We start from the raw sequence: 23,562 nt of genomic DNA on the forward strand, positions 1-23,562 counted from the left end.
CGTCGATGCTGTAGGTGTAGTACGCACCCAGCGGCGCAGTCACTGTAACCACTCCGTAAGGTGTCTCGCAGGTCGGATGCTTGGCTGTGAGCGCTGGCTTGGCTGGCTTGGCTGGAACTGGGTTGATAGTCACACACACTGGTTGAGAGACGCAGGTGCCATTGGTTCTAGCTCTTACGCAGTAATTACCAGGAGCCAAACCAGCGAACACTGGACTAGCCTGCCAGGTGCTGCCGTCGATGCTGTAGGAAATCCCTGCACCTGTAGGAGAAACTACTTTAATGGTTCCAGTCATCACCTCACAAGTTGGTTGTACAACTTTCAAAATAGGCGTAGCGGTCAGTGCTGGCACAGGATTGATGGTTACACATCTAGGTTTAGAGATACAGCCATAAGCATCTTTTACTCTTACACAGTGATTACCAGGCGCCAGGCCAGAGAAGACTGTGCTTGCCACAAAAGGCCCGTTGTCGAGGCTATAGGTATAACCTGCGCCAAGTGGTGCGGTCACAGTGATAGTACCAGTTTTTACTTCGCATGTCGGCTGTGTAGCACTCAGGCTTGGCTGAGCAGGAACAGGTCTCGGACAAACAAGGTAATTGCTGCGTCTCACTCCATCTGTAAAACTCTCATTGATTCTGGACAAGGCATCGTTCAGTTGAGAGAAAGAATAAGACGATCCGCACCCGGCTAGCGCTCGGTTTGCTTCTGCTAGCACTTCTGCTACAGTCCAGCCTGCAAAGGTGCCTTCAGCAACAATGGCATCTTCCAGGTTAGTAGTAGAAGGGGCAAAATCTGCAAATGTGTTATCGAAGCCAATGGATATAGTAAGGGCAACTGCCTGACCTGCCAGAACGTTGTTATAACTGCCGCCAGGATTAGTATAGTTACCACCTAAAGCTCTTGCTGTACTACCAGATGGCAAGAAATCTGTAACTGCCTCTGGTGTAGTTAAGATCAGACGATTACCGGTGCATACATCAGTAGTTGATACATCTCCAATTACAACTCCGCCAGGAAATGCATCTTCAAAATTAGCATATAGATATGCACCGTTGTTGCCACCTCTGGGCGGGGCACCCCAACCACCTTGCGTCTGTGTCCTCAATCCATCACAGGGGCCCGTACAGGGTGTGCCCGTGCTGTATACAGGATTGTGGATCATAGTCATCAGCATGATAGCTAAAGTGGCAAAAGAAAGAGATGGCCTGGTGGACAGCCAACGTAACAGCTTATAACAGTTTACTAGCCCATAACAGGTAGTTGTACTGTCCGTTGTATAATTTATCTTCATCTTTGATTTCATTTAAAGTAAAAGTTTTCTTGCAGCATAGGAAAATGTGTGAAAGCAACTGTAACTCAAGCACAAACAACTCCAGTTCAGAAGACACACCTTCGGTAGAGTAGGATAAGTTTATAATATATTCAAGACAAATCTTCTCTGGCAGATGTTTTATGGAGCTCTGGCCCGTATAAGCAAAAAGGCAACAACGGGCCCTCCTGCTTTTTTATTGAAGCAGTACTTTTTCATATTGATAAATTCTAATCTGAGGTTTTATTTCACAAACATGTTCCTATGATTATGAAGCATGTTTTACAAGGGTGCTAATGAGTTTATAAAGATAGATAGCGTAAAAGCCTACTGCCATCAAGCAGTTAGCAACCAGGATAATGTACCATTTAGCTCTACACCAGCTAACCCAAAGGAGTACACTAATCTCAAGCATGCTTGATGTTCCTATGAGATTACCAAGCAGTTCGAATTGTTCAGCAAATTTAATTTACTATAATATAAACTATGAATATTTAAATTAATAAAGCACTAGTTATTAGTAGCTAGTCACAAAATAACCAATCGATAATTTATAGTTGTTCTACAAAACTGCTGATATGACCCTGCAGAAAAGACTTCTACAGTTTAACAAAACTAAATAAAGACATATTTTAAATCATCTCCAGTAGCTTCTCCTTCTTCATTAGTTTTATACTGAATTTATAGAAAAAAATATGAAAAAAAAAGCATTTTATAGTATATCATCTACATTTACATATGAACGCACTGTATTTCAAGGTGAAATAATTCAAGTGTTTATTAAAAAAGCTATATAAAAAATAGATATATTAAATTCCAAATTGAAGTTCTAACAGAGACACGGTTCCCCTCTATATCCAATTCACCAGCAGTCCTGCTCTAAACTTTAGCATGTAAACACTATGCCTATCATATAAAGTGTGTGATAATTTATTGAAAAAGGCAATAGGATAATTTCCGAACACTTAATTATAGATGTTCATAATCCAGCTTTTGGCGAAGGAGAGCTTGCTGCAACAGTTCTGGAAAGTAGCGCTAACTATTACCTCCAGTTTCTCTACCGTGTTGATAAGGGCTTCCTTGAACTTGCTACATTTGACTGGAGGCTTTTAATAGGCACACAAATTTGCCACCATAGCAGAGGCAAGGCTAGCCGAGTTTGAGTACATCGAAGGGTGGTATAACCGGAAAAGGAGGCATTCGGCACTAGGTCATCTGACGCCATGCCGATATGAAGAAATGTTGTACAACCAAGCGGTGGCTGCCTGAAAAAAGTCTCCAGTAAAACATTACAATTCCAGTGAACTGCGTGTTAATACATGTAAGGGTGACATATAAGTACTTTTATAAAAACAACAAAGGGGAAAGTGATTAAACACCTTCCCCTTTGTTGTTTACACTTCTAATTGCGATGCTAATTTTCCGAAAAACTGTAGTCGTAGAAATTGTATACTTCCACTAACTTCGGCTGCTTTTCACCATGTTGATGCAAATGAACCTGCTTTGGGCTTTCATCCGGAGACTCGTAGCCCCACTTTAAACGATTCTCAAATTTCAACTCTTCAGGTAACTCCAGTTTACGTTGTCTCATATGCTGCAGGGTTGGTGGTGGAACATTCTGCACCCTATACAGGAGGCAGCAATCATACTCGTTCACTTGTACGTGTAGCCGCTGCCGCAGGTCTTTCACAATAAGACGAATAAGTAGTATTATGCATTCGCTTCTGCCGGGGCCTGTTTCAGGGCTACCAAATCCTTTTTCCAGTCGAGGTAGCCCTTGATGGACAGGAGCAGGAAAACAAAGTACAGAAAGCTGGTCAGGTAAAGATCTTTGTAAGTATAAACCCCCACGTACACCACGTCCACAATAAGCCACACAATCCAATTCTCCAGTTGCTTCTTCGCCATCATCCAATACCCTATCAAACTGATGGCAGTGGTGGCAGAGTCGGTGTAAGAAAGGTCGGCATCAGTATAGTTATCTAAAAAGTACCCCAGGCTCACCGCAAACACCAGACCCAGCGCGAGCAGCACCGCCAACTCTTTTCTACTGACGCGCCCGACTTTCCGCTCAGTGTGGTTTTTGCCGCCGTACAGCCACAGGTACCAGCCGTACAGGCTGGTGACAAAGTAAAACGCATTCAGGCCCATGTCGGCGTAAAGGCGCGCATCGTAAAACACAAACACATACATGCCTACACTCACCAGGCCGATCGGCCACGTCCAGACGTTTTGCTTTGCAGCCAGCCAGACACAGGCAATCCCTGTCACCACGCCAGTCAGTTCTACCAGGTTCATGGCCTGCAAAGCCCCTAAAATACGCTGTAAAAAATCCATCCCTGCAAGTTAAGCCTCCGCAACACCTTAATAAACATATTACTCCTTAAATTTGTAACGCAGGTGGAAAAACCATGCAGACGCAGGCATAGCCAGTAAGAAATGAAGGCATGATTTGTTATTTGCCTCCTCACTTAAGCTGTACAAGCCCGCTACACGTATATAATTTCTTTTAACCGAGAAAGAACCCTATGGACGAGATTACGGCGCAGGAGTTGAAGGATCGGCTGTCGCGGAGCAACAACATTCAGTTGGTGGATGTGCGGGAGCCTTCTGAGTTTGAGATTTGCAACTTAGGCGGAGATTTGATACCGATGGAAGAGCTGCAAAAGCAAGCGGGCCGCATTCGGCGTGATGTACCGGTTGTGATGGTCTGCCACCATGGGTTCCGCAGTGCCCAGGCTATCAATTACCTCACACAGCGCCTCGGCTACGAGAACCTCCTCAACCTGAAAGGTGGCATACATGCCTGGGCTACTCAAATAGACCCGTCAATGGCGAAATACTGAGCAGCCCCTGCTTCGGAATTATCTTTAAAAATATTACTTCTTTACTTGCAGCTTATTCTCAGGAAAATTACGTAATTTTACGCGGCAAATAACAACCCTTAATTTATTTGCCATGATCTCTGATCAGTCTAAGATATTATTCGAAGCACTTACCTACGATGACGTGCTTTTACTCCCGGCTTACTCCGAGGTACTCCCCAACCAGACAGACACTTCTTCGCAGCTTACCCGCCACATACGCATTAACATTCCGCTGATTTCAGCTGCCATGGACACTGTGACAGAGGCTGACCTGGCGATTGCGATGGCGCAGGAAGGTGGCATCGGTTTTATCCACAAGAACATGTCGATCAAGAAGCAGGCACAGCAGGTCCGGAAGGTGAAGCGTTCGGAGAGCGGCATGATTCTCGACCCGATTACCCTAAACGAGAAGGCCACACTCGGCGACGCCGTGCAGATAATGACCGATAACAAGATCGGCGGTATCCCGATTGTGAACGACGCGGGTAAACTGACCGGCATTATTACAAACCGTGACCTGCGTTTCGAAAGAGACCTGACACAAAGCGTTTCCTCCGTCATGACTACGCAGAACCTCGTGACGGCTGCCAAGGGAACAGACCTGGCAAAGGCGGAAGATATTCTGCAGGAGTATAAAATAGAAAAGCTACCGGTGGTGGATGAGGAAGGCAAGCTTGTAGGATTGATAACCTACAAAGATATCCTGAAGAAGAAAGACCGCCCTTTTGCCTGCAAAGACGAGTTTGGCCGCCTGCGTGTAGGTGCCGCCGTAGGGGTAACGCCTGATGTGCTGGACCGCGTGAAAGCCTTGAAAGAAGCAGGTGTAGACGTGATAAGTGTGGACACAGCACACGGCCACTCCAAAGGAGTGCTGGATGCGGTTAGAAGAATCAAAGAAGCCTTCCCTGATCTGGACCTGATAGCCGGCAACATTGCCACTGCTGAGGGAGCAAGAGCACTGGCTGACGCTGGCGCCGACGCAGTGAAGGTTGGAGTAGGCCCAGGCTCTATCTGTACTACTCGTGTGATTGCCGGTATCGGTGTACCACAGTTGTCTGCTGTAATGGAAGCGGTGCGGGGGCTGGAGGGAACAGGCGTACCGGTAATAGCGGACGGTGGCATTAAATTTTCCGGTGATATCGTGAAAGCCCTGGCGGGCGGTGCCAGCACTGTGATGATTGGCTCGCTGCTGGCAGGCACGGAAGAGGCTCCGGGAGAAATGATTATTTACGAGGGCCGCAAGTTCAAGACCTACCGCGGAATGGGTTCTGTGGAAGCGATGGAAGAGGGCTCGAAAGACCGCTACTTCCAGAGCAACGAAACAAACGCAAAGAAGCTGGTGCCGGAAGGCATTGTAGGCCGTGTGCCTTACAAGGGCCTGGTGCAGGAAGTGATTTACCAGTTAGCCGGCGGTATACGTGCGGGTATGGGCTACTGCGGCACACCCACCATCGAGAAACTGCAGGGCGCTAAAATGGTGAAGATAACAGGTGCCGGCTTGCGCGAAAGTCATCCGCACGATGTGCAGATAGTACGGGAGGCTCCGAACTACAGCCGTTAAGCAATAGCTGTTTTACAATTATAAAGAACAAGCAGCTAGCCTGCAGCAGTTTAACTAACGTTTGTTTTAGCGTTTAAACTGCATCCCTATAGAATGCATACCCGGTAAGTATGTACTTGCCGGGCACTTTTTCGCTGCATGTGAACCGGAAGGCGCAGATTGGCTTACACGCTAACCTACGCCTTCCTTTTTACGTTATGCAAGTTGTTTTTCTCTAACTCTACTCTCACACCTTGGCCAAAGAGCGGAAATTTTTATTACCTTTCATCGATATTAAATCAATTAAAAGCAATATACTATCGCAGGAAAACAAAACAGCGGATTCCCATCCTATGCTTTACAAAACGAATGCAAGATCTTTACTGGTTACTACTGCTGTCGTTAGCTGGGCTCTGCTGTTAGCAAACGTCTTGTTTTCTGCGAATAGGCTTCGGGAGCAGGGCACTGCCACGTTGTCGCTGCCTTTTTTGAGCAACCTGCTGATTGTTATTTTCCTTGTCTCTGTTTTCCTCTTCCAACGCCTGAGTACAGAGTCGCTGAAAGGCGTTGATTTTATCGGGTATCTCTGGAACCTCTTCTCGAAAGCTGCCGTGGCAGCCTACCTGAGTGTGGCTATTTTTCTGGGCTACAAGGTGATGACGAACTATGTTGACACCGAGTCGCCGCTGCTGCTGCACCTGGTGTACCAGATAAACTTCGGCTTGCTCGTTATTTTCCTGGCCAAAGCCTTCTACATCTGGCGGCAGTTACTGCTATACCATAAAAACAAGTTTCTGCAGATAGCCTGGGACTGGTTTGAGTTGCTATTGGGGGCCATGCTGCTCCTTACCATCTTCAACTTTAACTACACCAGCTACATCTTTATGCCGCTGCTGGCTTTGATAGGCTTTTATATCCTGTTTTTGTGCACCAACCTGAAATGGGTCGCCTACCTCACGTTCAGCAATAAAAGCCGTTCTCTGGTTTTACTCGGCGCTATCCTGCTCAGCTGCTATATTTTTGTGCGCTTCTTCAGGGGCATGGCAGACAGCCCGAACCTGGTGATTGACTATACCGACGTGGGCTTTTTGCTGCTAGCTATGATGTTTGTGGGGGCCTATACGCTGGCAGCCTTCCTAGTGTCACTTTTCAGTTTGCCTACCTCCAGCGTTTTTGAGCAGAAAAGCGAGGACCTGCTGAACTTCCAGCGCCTGAGCCAGTCGATACAGCAAGGGCAAAGCGAAGCGCAGGTGTATGATATGTTGTTCGAAAGCACTATCAAAGCCTCTGATGCCAGTGCCGCCTGGTTTGAGATGATCCGCAACGGAGAGCCACAGGTAACGCAGCTCCTCAACGTCAACATCGACCAGATCAAGCGCATACGGCACCTGCTGCTGGCCTACAACATCCACAACATCGATTACATCAACAACAACCTGAACCGCAACCCTGGCTTCCGGGACCTGATGCTGCCCTGGAAGTCGTTGATCATACTCCCCATCAAGTCGAAGAACTACCTGTCGGGGGTGCTCTATTTGCTGAAGGATATTGAGCAGGGCTTCGACCGCGAAACTGTGAACGTGCTGCGCACATTTACCAGCCAGACCACGCTCACCATAGAAAACCTGCGGCTGATATCAGAATCGCTGCAGAACGAGCGTTATAAAGAGGAGTTGAAGATTGCCACACAGGTGCAGGATAGCCTCATCCCAAAGAAATTCCCGGTCGACAGCTGGTTTGAGATAAGCACACATGCCCTGGCAGCCAAAGAGGTGGGCGGCGACTTCTACGATTTCCTGCAGCTGAGCGAGTCGCGCATTGCCATTATCATCGGCGACGTATCGGGCAAGGGTATTTCGGCCGCTTTCCACATGGCGCAGATGAAAGGCATTTTTCATGGCCTGATGCAGCAGGACATGCCGCCCAGCGAGTTTATGAAGCAGGCCAACAGCGCCCTCAGCCGCTGCTTGGAGAAAACCTCTTTTATTACCTCTGCGCTTTACATTATAGATTATAGTATGAAGGGCTTTATGTTCGCCCGCGCCGGCCACTGCCACACGTTATACTATAACGCCATGATGGACGACGTCTTTTACTTTCAGACAGACGGCCTGGGACTGGGCATTATCCGGGACAAGAGCTACGCCAACCACATCCGGGAGATGTACTACGACTACAACCCAAGTGATGTAATGGTCATTTATACCGACGGCATTGTGGAAGCCCGCAACGAGGCAAACGAGGAATATGGCGAAGACAGGCTCAAGTATATGCTGCAGCAAACGTACCACCTCGAGGCAGAAGACATCAAATATGCCATCATAAACGACCTGGAGTATTTCACGGGTCCGGACAACCTGTATGACGACCAGACACTGCTGGTGATCAAGTTCAAACCCGTTGAACCAAACAAATGAATAAGCCGTAAAGTAAGCCGATGAAAATAACACACGAAATTAAAGATAACACCATCATCATGACGCTTGATGGTGAGCTCGATGCCAGCTCTTCCGTGATGCTGGACGAGGAGCTGTCGGATCCTGAAATAATGGAGTACAGCAAAATCCTGGTTGATTGCAAAAACCTGCACTACATTTCCTCCGCCGGTCTTGGCGTGTTTATCTCGCACCTGCAGCGTTTCGAGGATGCGCAAATCAAGCTGATTTTCTATAACATGCAGGACAAGGTGCGCAATGTGTTCGAGATTCTGGGTCTGGACCTGCTGATGACCATCGTTTCGGATTACGAGGAAGCAAGGAGTATTGCAAATGAATAATTCCATTCAGGTAAACTGTACTAAGAAGAACCTGAAGATAATACGTGACTTTGTCACGGAGTACCTGCATGCCCTTACCCTGACGGATATTCTGATGAACCAGATTGTGCTGGCCGTAGACGAGATCTGCGCCAACCTTATTATCCACGCAAACCAGGAAGACCCGTCCAAGCACATTCTCCTTTCAATCCATAAACTTACCACCAACAAACCAGGAGACACGCTTCAGTTTGCCATTTCTGACTGGGGCATGGCCTTCGATCACTTCAGCTATAAGGAGCCTGACCTGCAGAAGAAAATAAAGAACAATGAAGGAGGCGGCTGGGGCCTTCTCCTGGTAAGACGCCTCATGGACAAAGTAGAGTTCAAAACTGAAGGCTCCAAAAACACCTGCCTGCTTTATAAGAAAATCAAATAAAGCGACATATACACTTTACCTGCGCAATATCCGTTATCGGAAACGAAACCATTTGCAATAGAATTGTGGTTACACTTTTTGACTTATCTGTCAGAAAAAATAACTAAAATTGCACGACCTGATTCCGATCAGCGAAAGAAAAATCCTGTTTTTAAAACCTATGCGCAGTAATCACCTACTTGTTGCGGCTTCCGTCCTGCTGATGGCTGGCTGTACCGCTACCAAGAAGAATGAGAGTAAAGAGCCTACCATCGCTGTACTTGGCACCCAACCTGTTTCCACATCGGAGTTCCGCTACGTGTACGAAAAGAACAACAGCGGCAACGAAGATGCCTATACCCGCCAGAGCATAAGCGATTACCTCAACCTGTACACTAACTTCAAGCTGAAGGTGCTGGAGGCAGAGGGCAAGGGGCTGGACACCACGACTGCTTTCAAGCGGGAGTTGGAGGGCTATAAAGAGCAGCTGGCACAGCCTTACCTAACTGAGAAAAGTGTGACCGACAAGCTGGTGAAAGAGGCTTACGAGCGCATGAAGCAGGAGGTAAATGCATCGCATATCCTCATTAGCCTTGGCCCGGATGCTGCCCCTGAAGACACACTGGCCGCCTATAACAAAGCAATGGACCTGCGTAAGCGGGCACTGGCCGGAGAGGACTTCGGAAAGCTGGCACAGGAAAACTCGCAGGACCCTTCTGCAGCCGATAACAAAGGAGAATTAGGTTATTTTACGGCCCTCCAAATGGTATACCCGTTTGAGGATGCCGCCTATAAAACGGCCGTCGGAGACATATCCATGCCGGTGCGTACCCGATTCGGTTACCACCTGGTAAAAGTGAACGACAAGCGCCAGGCCAAAGGAGAGGTAAGAGTGGCGCACATCATGGTGCGGGCCACTCCGGGTATTCCTAAAGCGGACTCACTGGCTGCAAAGCAGCGTGTAGATGCCATCTTTAAGCGGGTGCAGCGCAATGAGAATTGGGAGAAACTGGCCTCAGAATTCTCTGAGGATGCCAACTCAGCCACCAATGGCGGGGAGCTGCCCTGGTTTGGCACAGGCCGTATGATACCGTCTTTTGAGGATGCCGCTTTTAACCTACAGAATGCTGGCGATGTGGCGCAGCCGGTGCTGACGCCCTATGGCTGGCACATTATTAAGCTGCTGGAAAAGCGTGGCCTTCCTGCTTACGAAGACATGGAGCAGAACCTGCGCAACAAAATCGCAAAGGATTCGCGCTCTGAGCTGAATAAGACTGCCTTCATCAGGCGCATTAAGGCAGAAAATAACTTCACAGAAGACGCAACGGCCAAGGCAACTGCCATGGCCAAAGCCTCAAACGAACTCCTGCAGGCAGCCTGGACCTACGACGAAAACGATCCGGCTCTGAAGCAGACCCTTTTCACCATACAGGGAAAGCCCTATACTATTGGTGACTTCTGGCAGTATGCCAAAGAGACACAGCAGCCGCGCAGCACAAACTCAGCCGCGCATGCTATGAACCTGCTCTACGAAGCTTATGTAGATAAGAGCCTGGTGGGGTATGAAAAGGCGAATCTGGAAGTGAAGCACCCTGACTATAGGATGCTGGTACAGGAGTACCACGACGGCATCCTCCTCTTCCAGATGATGGACGAGAAAGTATGGTCGAAGGCGATTCAAGATTCTGTTGGGCTGAAAGCCTATTTTAACCAGAACAGGGAGAAGTACAAGTGGGGCCCGCGTGTGCAGGCTACTGTTATCAGCGCGGCTAACAAAGAGCTGCTGCAGAAAGCACAGGACCAACTTGGCAAGCGCCGTTATCCTGTCAGCTTCACGAAGCTGACAGACATCCTGTTCGAGCAGAACAAGCCTGCGCTAACGCAGGAAAGTACAGCCAAGCTAAACGAACTGGCTGAGCTTCTGAAAGGAAACGAGAACCTGACCGTAGACATTAACGGCCACACCGACACCCGTGAAGCCGCTGACAGCAAAGGCCTTGCTGCTGATAGAGCCAGCGCTGCAAAAGCTTACCTAATCTCTCAGGGTGTGCCGGCCACACAAATCAGCACCAACAGCCTTGGCTCGAAAAGCCAGGCAGGTCCGGATAACACAGAGACCGGCCGCCGCCGCAACCGTCGCGTTTCATTTGCGCTGTATACCACAGCGCTTAGCGCCCTTGCCGATAACCTGAACGCACAGAGCAGCAACCCACTGGGGGTTCAGATAACTGAAAAGAAATTCCAGAAAGGCGACAACAAGGCTGTGGATATGGTAAACTGGCAGAAAGGCACCTATAACGTGCAGCAAAACGGCCGTGAGTACCTTATCATTATTGAAGATGTGCTGGAGCCGGGGTACAAAGAACTGGACGAAGTGCGGGGCCTGGCAATCTCTGATTACCAGAACTACCTGGAGCAGCAGTGGGTGAACCAACTGCGCGAGAAATACCCGGTTACTGTAAGGCAGGACGAGGTAGAGAAGCTGATAAAACAATAGCTTTGTCTGGTATCTTTTTTGCAGTAGCTGTATAGTTCAGTTTATTCAGAATAAAGACGTAAATTGTGCGTTTTACAACAGGGCAGGTCTGAAGTTTTGGTTTCAGGCTGCAAAGGAGTGCTTTAGAACCGACATCTGCTGTTTTCTGGCCCATCGCTCCGGCTTTGGGTCTGAGGATGAGCCCTGTCGGTACTCAACGTTTACCTTTTTGCAGCGACATAACATCCAGGCAGGCTCTAAGCGCACACAATCATATCAATTTTACAATTTTGAAAAAAATTCATCAATTCGCCAGAACGGCCTTTGCGGCAATATGCCTCATTGCAACGTCCTCTACGGCGTTTGCCCAGGCACCTGTGCAGCGCAAGGTAGATGGCATTATCGCTAAAATAGACAACCAGGTGATTTTGCGCTCCGACGTAGAGTTCGGTTACCTGCAGTACCTTCAGCAGTCCAAGCAACAGCCAAGCGAAGATCTGAAGTGCCAGATATTTACCTCTCTGCTACAGGACAAGCTGCTCATTGCCCGCGCCGAGGTAGACTCTGTTGTGGTAGCGGAAGCCATGGTGGCCAGTGAACTCGATCGCCGCATACAGTACCTGGCAGGCCAGGTAGGTGGTGTGGAGAAACTGGAGCAGTACTATAACAAGAGCATCACGCAACTGAAAGAGGAGCTGCGCCGCACCGTACGGGACCAGATGGTGATGGAGAAGATGCAGCAGGAGATAACCGGCAAAGTAACCGTGACTCCCAAAGAAATCAAGCGCTACTTCAATAACATTCCCGCAGACAGCCTTCCTTATTTCTCAAGCGAGGTGGAGCTGGGCCAGATTGTGAAATACGCCAGCGTAAGCAAGACACAAAAGCAGGCGGCCCGGGAGCAACTGGAGGCCCTACGCAAGCGTATAGTTGCCGGTGAGGATTTTGCCACGCTGGCAAAGCAATTCTCGCAGGACCCAGGCTCGGCACAGGCCGGGGGGGAACTGGGCTTTTTTAAGAAGAAGGAACTGGTTCCGGAGTATGAAGCCGCTGCTTTGCGCCTCGAGCCCGGTGGAATCTCCAACGTAATTGAGTCACAGTTTGGCTTTCATCTTATTCAGTTGATCGAGCGCCGCGGGCAGGAGTTTAACACGCGCCATATCCTGATAAAGCCCGCCACAGCTACTGTAGATATACAGGAAGCAGTTACGGCCCTGGATAGTATCAGCACTAAAATACAGAGTGACAGTCTGCTGACGTTTGCGAAAGCGGCCAAAGAGTACTCTGATGACAAGACCACAAAAGACAACGGTGGTATGATAATAGGCGGCCGCTCGGGCAGCACCTATATCCCGATGGATCAGGTTGACCCCTCTATCTTTTTCGTGATTGACACGATGCAGGTAGGGGAGATATCAAAACCGATTCCTTATACCACCGAGGATGGCAAAGAGGCTGTGCGCATCATCTACTTAAAAGGAAAATCAAAGCCGCACCTGGCTAACCTGACAGACGATTACCAGCGGATTTCGAATGCGGCGCTCGCCGAAAAGCGAAACAAAGCCGTAGATGAGTGGTTCCGTAAGAACATCGATACCGTGTTTATTGAAATTGATCCGGAGTACCAGGGTTGTGGTGGGCTCCAACAACTAATGCAATAAAAAAATGAAGCAGTTTACCTCTGACAAAGAAGCAGCCGATGCTTTACATCACGTTTACCGGGAGCTTACTTCCGAGATATCTAAAGTGATTGTAGGGCAGGAAGAAGTCATTAAGTTAGTACTTACAGCTGTTTTTTGTCAGGGGCACTGCCTGCTGGTGGGTGTGCCGGGACTCGCCAAGACGCTCCTTATCCACACCATTGCTTCCTCGCTGGACATGTCGTTTAACCGGGTGCAGTTTACGCCCGACCTGATGCCTTCTGATATAGTCGGCGCAGAGACCATGGACAACGACCGTAACTTTAAATTTGTAACCGGCCCCGTGTTTGCCAACATTGTACTGGCCGATGAGATAAACCGTACGCCTCCTAAAACACAGGCGGCGCTCTTAGAGGCCATGCAGGAACACGCCGTTACTGTAGCCGGCCACAGGTATAGCTTACCAAGACCGTTTTTTGTGCTGGCCACCCAGAACCCAATTGAGCAGGAGGGTACTTACCCCCTGCCCGAGGCACAGCTGGACCGCTTCATGTTCAACATTACACTGGACTACCCAAGCTACGAGTCGGAACTGCAGATTGTAAAGAACACAACCGGTGCCACCGTAAACTCACTCAACAAGATCCTGCACGCCGAGGACATCATTAACTTTCAGCAGTTAGTGCGCCGCGTGCCTGTGGTAGACAACGTGGTGGAGTATGCGGTAAAGCTAGTCCACAAAACACGCCCCAATATGCCGATGGCCTCTAGCCAGGCAAACCAGTACCTGGAGTGGGGTGCAGGACCAAGAGCCTCCCAGCACCTGATTGTGGGCGCCAAATGCAACGCCATCCTAAACGGTAAGTACAGCCCTGACATTGAAGACGTGCAGGCGGTAGCGCTCCCTATCCTTCGCCACCGCATCGTTCGGAATTTCAAGGCCGAGGCAGAAGGCATCACGGTAGAAAGAATCATCCAGGAGCTGCTTTAATTCAATGGCTAAATGGCCGTATTGGCACATTGTTGATTCAGATAACCTGAAAACAAGCATGTAACCATTAACAATCAAGCTATACAATTTTCAGCGCGTTGTTAGTATGCTAAATTGGTGTAATTTTGCGCCCAATCACTTTTACCACTATCACCCGATACATGTATGGAAGCAGCTGCTTTACACCTTCGCTTTAAGGAGAACTTGGCAACAGTAGTTGGTGCTCTTAACAGCCCCCTTGAAATGCGTTCAATGCCTTACAATACTACTCTTCCACTGGAAGTTAACCTGCTTACCGATGTGCTGCGCCTGCATGGGCTGGAATTCACCTCTGACACACAGGGTGCTCAACGCGTACAGGATTTCCAGCAGTGGTACCTGCAAAACGAAGAGCAGGTAAACGAGGTGATGCACCGCGTGCTGGAGGATAAAAAAGCTTATATGAAAACGGCTACCGGTGTTGTGTTGCAGAAAGAGATGCTGTACCGTAGATTGGAGTACTTCAAGGAGGCGGCTCATACGCTGCAGGTCATGATGATCCAGCAGAAACTGCACAGCCCGAAACACTTTAATTACCCGTTCCTGAACGCATAAAGCTCAAGGGAAACCAGATATACAAAAGGCTAGCGCTACCACAGTAACGCTGGCCTTTTTCATTTCACGCTCAGGAAAAAGCCTTATTACTTTCTGATAGAAGTATGGCTATCTTTAGAGTGCTCCAGGTTTAGTTCTCCATCCGGTTGCTGCTTCATGCTGTCATCTGCCTGGTCGCCAGCGGGGCCTTTGGCGATGAGCGTACCCCCATCAACAGGCCAGACTGCTCCCGTTACGTAAGATGCCTCGTCTGATGCCAGGAACAGGTAAACGTTGGCCACTTCCTCTGGCGTGCCTCTGCGTCCCATCAATGTACCCTGCGTTACCATCTTCTCCATCTGGCTGTCCATTGGGCCGGTTTCTTTATGCGTCCAGCCTGTGTCAATTGGGCCGGGCGCTACAATGTTGCAGCGTACGCCTGTTTGCGCCTGCTCCGCCGCAAGTCCTTTTGTAAAGGCATGGTTAAAGCCTTTGGTACCTCCATAGGGCGCATTTTTGGCTATCCCCAGCACACCAGACTCTGAGCCGGCTGTCACGATATTGCCCTTAGTTTTCTGAAGTTCCGGCAGCGCAGCCTTACTCATGACAAAAGTAGATTTGATGTTGTTCTTCAGCAGGTAATCAAACGCCTCCTCCGAGAAGTCCGGCAGCATGTTCACTTCCGGGAACGTGCCGGCGTTATTTATCAGGATATCCAGCTTACCATACTGCTTCACGGCAAGCTCCACACAGCTTTTGGCATTGGCCAAGGAAGACAGATCAGCCGTAAACGGAATGGCTGTGCCTCCCTCCTCCTGTATTCCCTTTACAACGTCTTCCACCGGGTCTTCGGGGAAGCCGGCTACCACGACACTTGCCCCTTCTTTGGCGAACTTTTTACTAATGGCCTCGCCTATACCTGCGCCACCGCCTGTCACGATAGCTACTTTTCCTTTCAGTCTGTTTCCCATGTTGCTTTCAGTTTTTTATGCTTATCTTATTGTTCCGTGTTCCTAAGTAAACGACGAAAGCAGCAGCACCGTTGGCTCCTGTACTATCCCTGGCATGCCGTCACAAACTTTATTGTTCACGTATGTACAACTACAATACCCTTTAAAAAATACAGCATCACCTTAAGAGCCATACTATATGAACTTTTTGTACAACACCCAACCCAATTCCTATAAAGAGCAACTAGAGACAGAGCACCTGACACTAAGACCTTATCAGGAAGGCGATGAAAGTGACTTTATGCGCTTGTTAAAGGAAAACACTGCCTACCTTAATCCTGCCTTTGCAGGCCGGCTGGCCCGTGTCAGGGTACTGGAGGATGCACGGACGCAGGTGCGCCAGTTGCGCACAGAATGGGAAAACCGCCGCACCTTTGACTTTGGCGTCTGGCAGAAAGAAGATAACGTCTACATCGGCAACGTAGCACTGAAGAACTTAGACCGCTCTGTGCCAAAGGCTGAATTGGGTTTATACTTTACCCAATGGCCTGATAATAAAATACTGGCGCAAGAGGCACTACAGGCAGTACTCCGATTTGCTTTCGACTCCCTGAAGCTGAACAAGCTGTACATGCGCTGCACCAATGCGAATGAAAGCTATGGAGCTCTGGCAGAAAAAAGCGGATTTCTGAAGGAAGGGGTACTTCGTAACGATTACCGCGGCGGCGACTCTGATGAGTTGCTTGACCTAAGCTACTATGGCCTGACACGGGAAGATTTTGAGGCCAAACAACAGGAACTAGAGCAGGAAAACTCTACTGCCTTGGCTTGAAAGAATTTTTAGAACCAAATCTAAAGACGAACAGTTTCTAAGAAAGGGAAACTCACCAATCATGTTGAAAGCAATGAAAAAAGTGGAAATAGAAGTTAATGATGCTGATTACCCTATGCTCAAAAGCCTGCTTGACAACTTGAAGTACATAAAGTCTGTCAAAGAGATAGACCCTGTTGATGAGGTGACTTTACTATCAGAGGCTTCTTTAGCCGAGGATTGGGACTCAGAAGAGGACGATCGATATGATGAAATCTACAATGCTAAGGCTGTAAAAAATTGACATATAATAGAGGTGATATCATTTGGGTTAAATTTCCTTTTAGTGATTTAACTCAAACTAAGAAACGACCTGCCTTGATTGTAAGCAATGACTCTATCAATAAAACTGGTGACTATATTTTAGTACAAATAACGAGCAAGTTCAGGAATGACGGCTTGAGTTTGTACATAGATAACGACCAGTACGAAGGCACTCCTTTACAAATCAAAAGCTATGTTCGGCCCCATAAGATATTTACGCTGAATGAATCTCTTATAATGAGCAAAGAGACAACTGTCAAAGAACTTTTTTTACTTGAGGTACATTTACAAATCTTTTCTTATATGAGAAAAGATTTTGAAGGAGACAGGAGAAAGCTTATGATTTAAAATTAAGAGCTAACCCTGAGGTTGCCACTTTATACAGTTTTTATCCTTTTCTACTTTCTTGGCTTCGCTACGAAGAACTCTGTGTCGAAGGTAAGGTAGAAGGCATTGGAGAACTCCAGCTTTGGGTTATCCAGGTCCACCACCGGCTCCAAGCGTAGCGTCAGGTGCAGATTATCAATAATCTCTATATCTTTCATCAGCCGCAGAATAAGCAGTTCCCGCTCCTCCTGCAGATAGTCCGGGTACTTATAGGTAGTGGAGGCAGACTGGTACAGCCTCCCCCCCAGTTCCGTTATATAGCTGTCGCCGCGCCAGTAGCTCAGCATTACATCCTGGTATTTGGTATCTACACCGGCATTCAGGTAAACACCGTAGCCCTGCGTGTAAGGCAGCTGAAATTCATCAGAGAAGTCTTTGTAGCCTATTATGTAGTTTTTGGTATAGAGCCGGTGCAGCACCTTCCTGCTATACTTCTTTTCCAGTTCAAAGCCAATGGCCGCATTTGCTACTGTTGTTAGTGGCAGAGGCGAGGCATCTATCTGTCCACCTAAATGCTGGGCGGTAAACTGTATAGGCAAAGTTAGGCGCAGGCTATCAGCGGTGTTGCCCTTGCCCTCCTGCTCCAGCAGCAGGATGTTTACTGCTGCCCCACCGCTTACTTTCTCCTGGTCCTCCTCTCCCCTGTACAACATGTTGTTCCAGTCAATCCAGGCGTCCAGGGTTATAGGGTGCGTGTTGAGCTGGTATTGCAGGCCGTTCTCGAGCCGGTTTAGGATAACACGCTCAAAATCGTAGAGTGGCTCGATATAGCCGTGGTTCAGATTGCCCTCCAGCGTACCAAAAAGCAGCGCCCAGTTCTCCTTCTGTATTTTAACAGTGAACGTGGGGGAAATATCCTGGTAACCAGAGCTGCCAAAGTCTTTCCAGAGGAAAACACCAGCCTCCACGCGCACGAACGGGGCCGGATAATATATCAGTTCAGGGTTAAAGTGGTAGCCAAATAAAGTGTAGCCGTCAGCAATCTTATTGAAGTACTCGTTGTTCTTAGAGAAGCCAAAGGCATACAGCCCAATTCTAATATCATTAGCATTTTCTCCTACAACAGGCACCCGTTGCCGTAAAGCATTGTTGTTCAGTTGCGCTTGCGCAAAGCAGGGATAAACCATTAGCAAGCAAAGCAAAAAGAGCCTAAAATAGCTCATAAATTAGTGTAAGAGATGGCACAAAAAGGACAGCAGGTATGTTACAATCAGGCGGCGAGAAACAGCTAAAATAATTAGCAAAATACCTGATGACTTTTTTGCAAGTTGGCTCCAAAAGTAGTAATTTCACCTTCATTATAAAGCTAAATAAAATAAACACATGAGTGTAAGCAACGAAAAACTTAAAGCACTACAGCTAACCATGGATAAGCTCGACAAGACGTACGGCAAAGGCACCGTAATGAAGTTGAGCGACAATAAGGTAGTAGATATACCTGCTATATCCACTGGCTCGCTTGGGCTTGATATTGCTTTGGGTATTGGTGGTTTGCCGCGTGGCCGTGTCGTAGAAATCTACGGTCCGGAATCGTCTGGTAAAACCACACTTACTATGCACTGCATTGCCGAAGCACAAAAGAAAGGCGGCATGGCTGCGTTCATCGATGCGGAGCACGCTTTTGACAGAGCGTACGCACAGAAGCTAGGCATTGATACAGAAAACCTATTGATCTCTCAGCCTGACAACGGGGAGCAAGCTCTTGAGATTGCTGACCACTTGATTCGCTCAGGCGCTATAGATATTATTGTAATTGACTCTGTTGCCGCTCTCGTGCCGAAAGGCGAGTTGGAAGGTGACATGGGTGACAGCAAAATGGGTCTTCAGGCACGTTTGATGTCGCAGGCATTGCGTAAGCTGACCGGTACTATCAATAAGACAGGATGTACCTGTATCTTCATTAACCAGTTGCGTGAGAAGATTGGTGTAATGTTCGGTAACCCGGAGACAACTACTGGTGGTAACGCCCTGAAGTTCTATGCTTCTGTGCGCCTGGACATTCGCCGTATCGGCCAGATCAAAGAAAGTGCTGATAACATTACAGGTAACCGTACCCGCGTGAAAGTGGTGAAGAATAAAGTTGCGCCTCCTTTCAAAGTGGTTGAGTTCGATATCATGTATGGCGAGGGAATATCTAAAGTTGGTGAGATTCTTGACCTGGGTGTAGATCTGAACATTGTTCAGAAATCTGGTTCATGGTTCTCTTATGACGGCAACAAATTAGGGCAAGGACGTGACGGAGTGAAGCAGATCCTGCTTGACAACCCGGAACTGATGGAAGAGATTGAAACTAAGATCAGAGCCATAGTAAAAGGTGAGCCTGAAAAAGTAGCCGCAGCGCTGGATGATTCAGCAGCCGCAGCCGCTGAAACTGAATGAACACTGTTTCCAGAACTGAAATAACAAAAAGGGCGTTGTATAAAAACAGCGCCCTTTTTTTATTAATTTTGAATTGAATAGCTGCCAAAGTATATATAACTTAAACCACCACGATACAGTTGGTACAATACTTGGAGTGAATCAGAAACAAGAAACCTGACCACCCGATACAGAAGGAAATATATGAAGAAGTTTTTCCCTGCGTTCCTTTTACTAACCTTAATATTAGCTGGCTTTGCCGCTAAAGACATGATGCGCAGCGTCCCGAATGACAGCTTCTCTTCAGGAGAAGTGCTGAAGTATAAGGTGCACTATGGCCTTATTACGGCAGCAGATGCTGTAGTAGAAATAGCTCCGAACCTGCAAAATGTGAACGGTAGACCGTGCTACCGTACCACTGTTACCGGAAAAACAAACAGTTCTTTCGATCTTTTTTTAAGAATACGTGATAAATGGGAGTCCTATATCGATACATCTGCTATGGTGCCCCAGCGCTTCTACAGGAATATTGAAGAAGGAAATTATCGTAAGCGCGAAACGATGGATTTCAACCACTACAACCATACAGTTGTTGTAGAGACAAAGAAAAAGAACAAGCCAAAGGACACAGACAGCTATAAAATCCCTGAAAATGTGCAGGATATTGTGAGTGGCTTCTATTACCTGCGCACCCTGAACTACGACAGAATGCAGGTAGGCGATAAGCTATATGTGCAGGGCTTTTTTGATGAGGAGAACTTTGTGATGCAGGTAACCTATAAAGGGCGTGAAACAGTAAGCACAAAAGCCGGAGACATAAGAGCCATAAAACTTGTACCGAGGATGCCGAAGAACAAACTTTTTGATGGTGAAGACGCTATCACTGTATATCTCTCTGACGACAAGAACAAAATTCCGGTGCTGATACAGGCAGAAATGTTTGTAGGCTCTGTAAAAGTAAACCTTTACGAATATAAAAACCTGAAGCATAAGTCTTCCTTGCTGGCGCAGAAGTAATTATAATCCTTTTCGCTATCAAACTATAAAATAAAAGTATTTAGAAGCCGGCCACACAGCCGGCTTTTTTGTTAAAGATTAAGCGTATAATATGTTTGTGTTAAGAAACTATTATGATTTAACCAGCTGATGCTAAGTTGACTTAAGGAATGATATATTTACATCAGGAAAAGGGAATGCGGCACGAAATAAGACCTGTTGAAGTACCTAAATTTTAACATGGCATAGAAGCTTGCTAGCTATACCCCTCCTGCTCAAATTCTAACGCTATACACCGTGCAAGCTGCAACAAATTATAAAATATTAGTAGTAGACGATGATCCGGATATCGTGGAGATGCTACAGTACAACCTGACGCGCGAAGGATACGATGTAACCGAAGCAGAGAACGGCAAGAAGGCCATAGCAGTAGCACAAGCTGTAAAACCAGATGTTATTCTGATGGACGTGATGATGCCTGTGATGGATGGCATATCAGCCTGCCGCCAGCTGCGCGAAATGGAGGACTTCCGTAATACGCACATCATCTTCCTGACGGCCCGTGCGGAGGAGTTCTCGGAAGTAGCTGCCTTCGAAGCTGGCGCTGATGATTTCATCACCAAGCCCATCAAGCCACGGGCCCTGCTCAGCAGGCTGGCTGCCTTCACCCGCCGGGACTCGCTACACGAAGAAGAGAACCAGATAATAGAAGCGGGCGATTTGCGCATAGACCGCACCAGTTTTGCCGTTTACAAAGGCGACGCTAAAATCACCTTACCCAAAAAAGAATTCCAGCTGCTATCTTTCCTGGCTGCCACTCCCAACAAAGTGTATACCCGCGAAGAGTTGCTTAACAATGTGTGGGGAAACGATGTATATGTAATTGCCCGCACCGTAGATGTGCACATCAGAAAAGTAAGAGAAAAGATTGGCGAAGAAAACATAAAAACCATAAAAGGCGTGGGCTATAAGTTCAACAATGATTAGTAGATGAACCTTAACTCCCGTACGCTTGCCCTATTAATTTCACTGGCGGTAGCACTCGTGCTCACCGCCTTTCTTGCTTTAGCCACTTACTTTTCATGGCAAGGCCTTATAGTGGCACTCGTCATCGTGTTTATCAGTTGCTTTCTTCTGATCTACTTCTCTTATGAGGCACTGGTGTTCCGGGAAGTAAAGAACATATACTCCAGCCTGGAGAAGCTAAGGCGGCAGGACTTTAAGAAAGTAGAAAGTAAATCTACCTTCACCGCAGACCCCTTGATGAAGGTGAAGGATGATATTTATATGATTGCAGCGGGGAAGCAGCAGGAAATAGACGAGCTGAAACAACTGCAGTCCATGCGCCGCGAGTTTCTCGCTGACGTGTCGCATGAGCTGAAAACCCCGATTTTCGCTGCCCAGGGTTTTATACATACCCTGCTGGATGGGGCAATAGACGACCCAAACGTGCGCGACAAGTTTCTGCAGAAAGCAGCAAAAAGCTTAGATAGCCTGGATGCCCTTGTGCAGGACCTTATAAGCATATCGCAGTTCGAGAAGGGGGTGGTAAAAATGCAGAAGCGCAACTTCGATGCAGTGCCGCTGGTGAAGGAGGTATTCGAGCAGTTGGAGCAGAAAGCTGCGCTGCATAAGATTTCGCTTCACTTAGAAGTTGCCCTGGGTGAAAGTATTGTGCTCTTTGCTGATCCAAACCGCATCCGGCAGGTTTTCATCAACCTCCTGGACAACGCCATTAAGTACGGGCACAAGGGCGGAAACATCTGGGTGTACTTCGATGAGGGCCGCAAGAAGTTTACTGTTACTGTGAAAGACGACGGAAAAGGCATTGGACAGGAACACATCAACCGCATTTTTGAGCGTTTCTACCGCATCGATAAAAGCCGCGCCCGCGACACCACCAGCACCGGCCTCGGCCTGGCTATCTGCAAGCACATTGTGGAGGCTCACCGCTCTCTTATTGCGGTTAAAAGCGAGATTGGCAAAGGCACCACCATCCGTTTCAAGCTGCAAAAGGCAAAGTAGCTTAATTGCTGCCTCAGCTATTACGACTCTCTTCTCCAACGGAAAACCAAAAACCTTCAGATATTAAAATTGCGTACCTTTGCAGGATGCACGGCAGCTATTTTGCTGTGCCTGAATAAAGATTAGCAATACATGAAATACCCGGTTTTTAATGACCTGATTATATTCGAGAACGAGGATTTTATTGTGGTAAACAAGCCACCTTTCCTATCGACGCTGGAGGACCGCACACCGAACACTACAAACCTGCTCAAGATTGCCCGCCAGTATAACCCTGATTTGCAGGCCTGCCACCGCCTGGATAAAGACACATCGGGCTGCCTGGCCTTTGCAAAGAACCCGGAAGCTTACCGCCACCTCTCCATGCAGTTTGAGGCGCGCGAGGTGTATAAAGTTTATCATGCTGTAGCTTGGGGCACTCATAAGTTTGAGGAGCAGCTGGTGAACAGAGCTATATCGCCAAGTGCCAAAGGAGTAGCCAGGCTATCGCCACAAGGCAAACCGGCAGAAACGTACTTTAACACATTAGAGACGTTTAGCCGCCATACCCTTGTGGAGTGCCTTCCGGTTACCGGTCGGCTGCACCAGATACGGGTGCACCTGGCTTACTTAAAGGCCCCAATTGTAAATGATGCATTATATGGAGGCGAGCCGCTGTACCTCAGCAGCCTAAAGCCTAAAAAGCACTATAACCTGAAGCAGCAAACGGAGGAGTTACCTCTTATCAAGCGTTTTGCCCTGCACTCGTTTAACTTAGGTTTTGTGTTGATGAACGAAGAGCCAGTAAAAGTTGAGGCACCATACCCTAAAGACTTTGCGGTGCTGGTTAAGCAGCTACGGGCACATTAACCGGATGCTGGATACTAGTGCTTCTCCAACTTGATGCTTAGAAAAGAACAGTAAATGGGAAGTTGTCCCCTTGAGGGGACTAAGGACCGACGAATCGACAGAAGCAATAGCAATTGAACAATCCAGCAAATGCCCCTCACTTGCTCCCCTCAAGGGGAGAGTTTACGCTGATAGTTACTTTGGCCAAGCACTAGACATAAGCTTACAGACTTCTCGAGTACAGCATTTGGTGATACTGATAGCGAAAGAAGAAAATCCAAAAATAATCTTATGTCTTGTGCCTGGCATCC

21 protein-coding genes and 2 pseudogenes are annotated in these 23,562 nt (G+C 47.8%); 18 read left to right on the top strand and 5 right to left on the bottom strand.

Going from position 1 to position 23,562, the window contains the following annotated elements:
• Window positions 1-1,165: pseudogene (locus tag ACFS7Z_RS07755) on the bottom strand (hypothetical protein); the annotation flags it as partial.
• A gap of 1,278 nt (window positions 1,166-2,443) precedes the next feature.
• Here ACFS7Z_RS07755 and ACFS7Z_RS07760 point away from each other — a divergent pair.
• Window positions 2,444-2,581: pseudogene (locus tag ACFS7Z_RS07760) on the top strand (IS3 family transposase); the annotation flags it as partial.
• Between the two features lie 145 nt (window positions 2,582-2,726).
• Here ACFS7Z_RS07760 and ACFS7Z_RS07765 read toward each other — a convergent pair.
• Entirely contained in the window at window positions 2,727-2,903 is a 177-nt protein-coding gene (locus ACFS7Z_RS07765) for a hypothetical protein (protein WP_377483046.1), read from the bottom strand.
• Window positions 2,904-3,022: 119 nt separating this feature from the next.
• Window positions 3,023-3,649, bottom strand: coding sequence for a nicotinamide riboside transporter PnuC (pnuC, locus tag ACFS7Z_RS07770; RefSeq protein WP_377483049.1), 627 nt, complete (start codon window positions 3,647-3,649; stop codon window positions 3,023-3,025).
• A gap of 191 nt (window positions 3,650-3,840) precedes the next feature.
• Between pnuC and ACFS7Z_RS07775 the strand changes: the two genes are divergently transcribed.
• From ACFS7Z_RS07775 to ACFS7Z_RS07815, 9 genes are all read left to right on the top strand, one after another.
• Window positions 3,841-4,158, top strand: a complete 318-nt coding sequence (locus ACFS7Z_RS07775) for a rhodanese-like domain-containing protein (protein WP_377483051.1) — start codon at window positions 3,841-3,843, stop codon at window positions 4,156-4,158.
• A gap of 112 nt (window positions 4,159-4,270) precedes the next feature.
• Window positions 4,271-5,740: an IMP dehydrogenase gene (guaB, locus tag ACFS7Z_RS07780; RefSeq protein WP_377483053.1), complete on the top strand. Its 1,470-nt coding sequence runs from the start codon at window positions 4,271-4,273 to the stop codon at window positions 5,738-5,740.
• 410 nt (window positions 5,741-6,150) lie between these two features.
• Window positions 6,151-8,136, top strand: coding sequence for a GAF domain-containing SpoIIE family protein phosphatase (locus tag ACFS7Z_RS07785; RefSeq protein WP_377483056.1), 1,986 nt, complete (start codon window positions 6,151-6,153; stop codon window positions 8,134-8,136).
• A 20-nt stretch (window positions 8,137-8,156) separates the two neighbouring features.
• Complete coding sequence (locus ACFS7Z_RS07790; protein ID WP_377483058.1) at window positions 8,157-8,495, top strand: STAS domain-containing protein; 339 nt, start codon at window positions 8,157-8,159, stop codon at window positions 8,493-8,495.
• Window positions 8,488-8,913, top strand: coding sequence for an ATP-binding protein (locus tag ACFS7Z_RS07795; protein WP_377483060.1), 426 nt, complete (start codon window positions 8,488-8,490; stop codon window positions 8,911-8,913). Before ACFS7Z_RS07790 ends, ACFS7Z_RS07795 begins: the two co-directional genes overlap by 8 nt.
• A 160-nt stretch (window positions 8,914-9,073) precedes the next feature.
• The gene (locus ACFS7Z_RS07800) at window positions 9,074-11,389 is read left to right on the top strand and encodes a peptidylprolyl isomerase (protein ID WP_377483062.1); all 2,316 of its coding nucleotides are present in this window, start codon (window positions 9,074-9,076) and stop codon (window positions 11,387-11,389) included.
• A 269-nt stretch (window positions 11,390-11,658) separates the two neighbouring features.
• Window positions 11,659-13,029 (top strand): peptidylprolyl isomerase, encoded by a 1,371-nt coding sequence (locus tag ACFS7Z_RS07805; protein ID WP_377483064.1) that lies wholly within the window; start codon window positions 11,659-11,661, stop codon window positions 13,027-13,029.
• A gap of 4 nt (window positions 13,030-13,033) precedes the next feature.
• Entirely contained in the window at window positions 13,034-13,999 is a 966-nt protein-coding gene (locus tag ACFS7Z_RS07810; RefSeq protein ID WP_377483066.1) for an AAA family ATPase, read from the top strand.
• A 165-nt stretch (window positions 14,000-14,164) separates the two neighbouring features.
• Window positions 14,165-14,593 carry a hypothetical protein gene (locus ACFS7Z_RS07815; RefSeq protein WP_377483068.1) on the top strand — a complete coding sequence of 143 codons (429 nt, stop codon included), beginning with the start codon at window positions 14,165-14,167 and terminating at the stop codon, window positions 14,591-14,593.
• Window positions 14,594-14,679: 86 nt separating this feature from the next.
• Here the strand turns inward: ACFS7Z_RS07815 and ACFS7Z_RS07820 are convergent, their stop codons facing one another.
• Window positions 14,680-15,543: an SDR family NAD(P)-dependent oxidoreductase gene (locus ACFS7Z_RS07820; RefSeq protein WP_377483070.1), complete on the bottom strand. Its 864-nt coding sequence runs from the start codon at window positions 15,541-15,543 to the stop codon at window positions 14,680-14,682.
• 178 nt (window positions 15,544-15,721) lie between these two features.
• Here ACFS7Z_RS07820 and ACFS7Z_RS07825 point away from each other — a divergent pair, with 178 nt between their 5' ends.
• From ACFS7Z_RS07825 to ACFS7Z_RS07835, 3 genes are all read left to right on the top strand, one after another.
• On the top strand, window positions 15,722-16,354 hold the full coding sequence (locus ACFS7Z_RS07825) for a GNAT family N-acetyltransferase (protein ID WP_377483072.1): 633 nt from the start codon (window positions 15,722-15,724) through the stop codon (window positions 16,352-16,354).
• Between the two features lie 61 nt (window positions 16,355-16,415).
• Window positions 16,416-16,637, top strand: coding sequence for a hypothetical protein (locus ACFS7Z_RS07830; protein ID WP_377483074.1), 222 nt, complete (start codon window positions 16,416-16,418; stop codon window positions 16,635-16,637).
• Window positions 16,634-17,005, top strand: a complete 372-nt coding sequence (locus tag ACFS7Z_RS07835) for a type II toxin-antitoxin system PemK/MazF family toxin (RefSeq protein ID WP_377483076.1) — start codon at window positions 16,634-16,636, stop codon at window positions 17,003-17,005. The genes ACFS7Z_RS07830 and ACFS7Z_RS07835 overlap by 4 nt, the downstream gene beginning before the upstream one ends.
• A 50-nt stretch (window positions 17,006-17,055) precedes the next feature.
• On the opposite strand, the gene ACFS7Z_RS07840 is transcribed toward ACFS7Z_RS07835, so the two are convergent.
• Entirely contained in the window at window positions 17,056-18,207 is a 1,152-nt protein-coding gene (locus tag ACFS7Z_RS07840) for a hypothetical protein (RefSeq protein ID WP_377483078.1), read from the bottom strand.
• A gap of 160 nt (window positions 18,208-18,367) precedes the next feature.
• Between ACFS7Z_RS07840 and recA the strand changes: the two genes are divergently transcribed.
• From recA to ACFS7Z_RS07865, 5 genes are all read left to right on the top strand, one after another.
• The gene (gene recA, locus ACFS7Z_RS07845; protein WP_377483080.1) at window positions 18,368-19,423 is read left to right on the top strand and encodes a recombinase RecA; all 1,056 of its coding nucleotides are present in this window, start codon (window positions 18,368-18,370) and stop codon (window positions 19,421-19,423) included.
• Between the two features lie 183 nt (window positions 19,424-19,606).
• Window positions 19,607-20,419, top strand: a complete 813-nt coding sequence (locus ACFS7Z_RS07850; RefSeq protein ID WP_377483082.1) for a DUF3108 domain-containing protein — start codon at window positions 19,607-19,609, stop codon at window positions 20,417-20,419.
• Between the two features lie 276 nt (window positions 20,420-20,695).
• Window positions 20,696-21,385 (top strand): response regulator transcription factor, encoded by a 690-nt coding sequence (locus ACFS7Z_RS07855; protein ID WP_377483084.1) that lies wholly within the window; start codon window positions 20,696-20,698, stop codon window positions 21,383-21,385.
• Between the two features lie 3 nt (window positions 21,386-21,388).
• On the top strand, window positions 21,389-22,423 hold the full coding sequence (locus ACFS7Z_RS07860; protein WP_377483086.1) for a sensor histidine kinase: 1,035 nt from the start codon (window positions 21,389-21,391) through the stop codon (window positions 22,421-22,423).
• Between the two features lie 132 nt (window positions 22,424-22,555).
• The gene (locus ACFS7Z_RS07865) at window positions 22,556-23,272 is read left to right on the top strand and encodes an RluA family pseudouridine synthase (RefSeq protein ID WP_377483088.1); all 717 of its coding nucleotides are present in this window, start codon (window positions 22,556-22,558) and stop codon (window positions 23,270-23,272) included.
• Window positions 23,273-23,562 lie beyond the last annotated feature (290 nt).

This window comes from Pontibacter toksunensis (assembly GCF_042686245.1).
Classification (GTDB): Bacteria; Bacteroidota; Bacteroidia; order Cytophagales; family Hymenobacteraceae; genus Pontibacter; species Pontibacter toksunensis.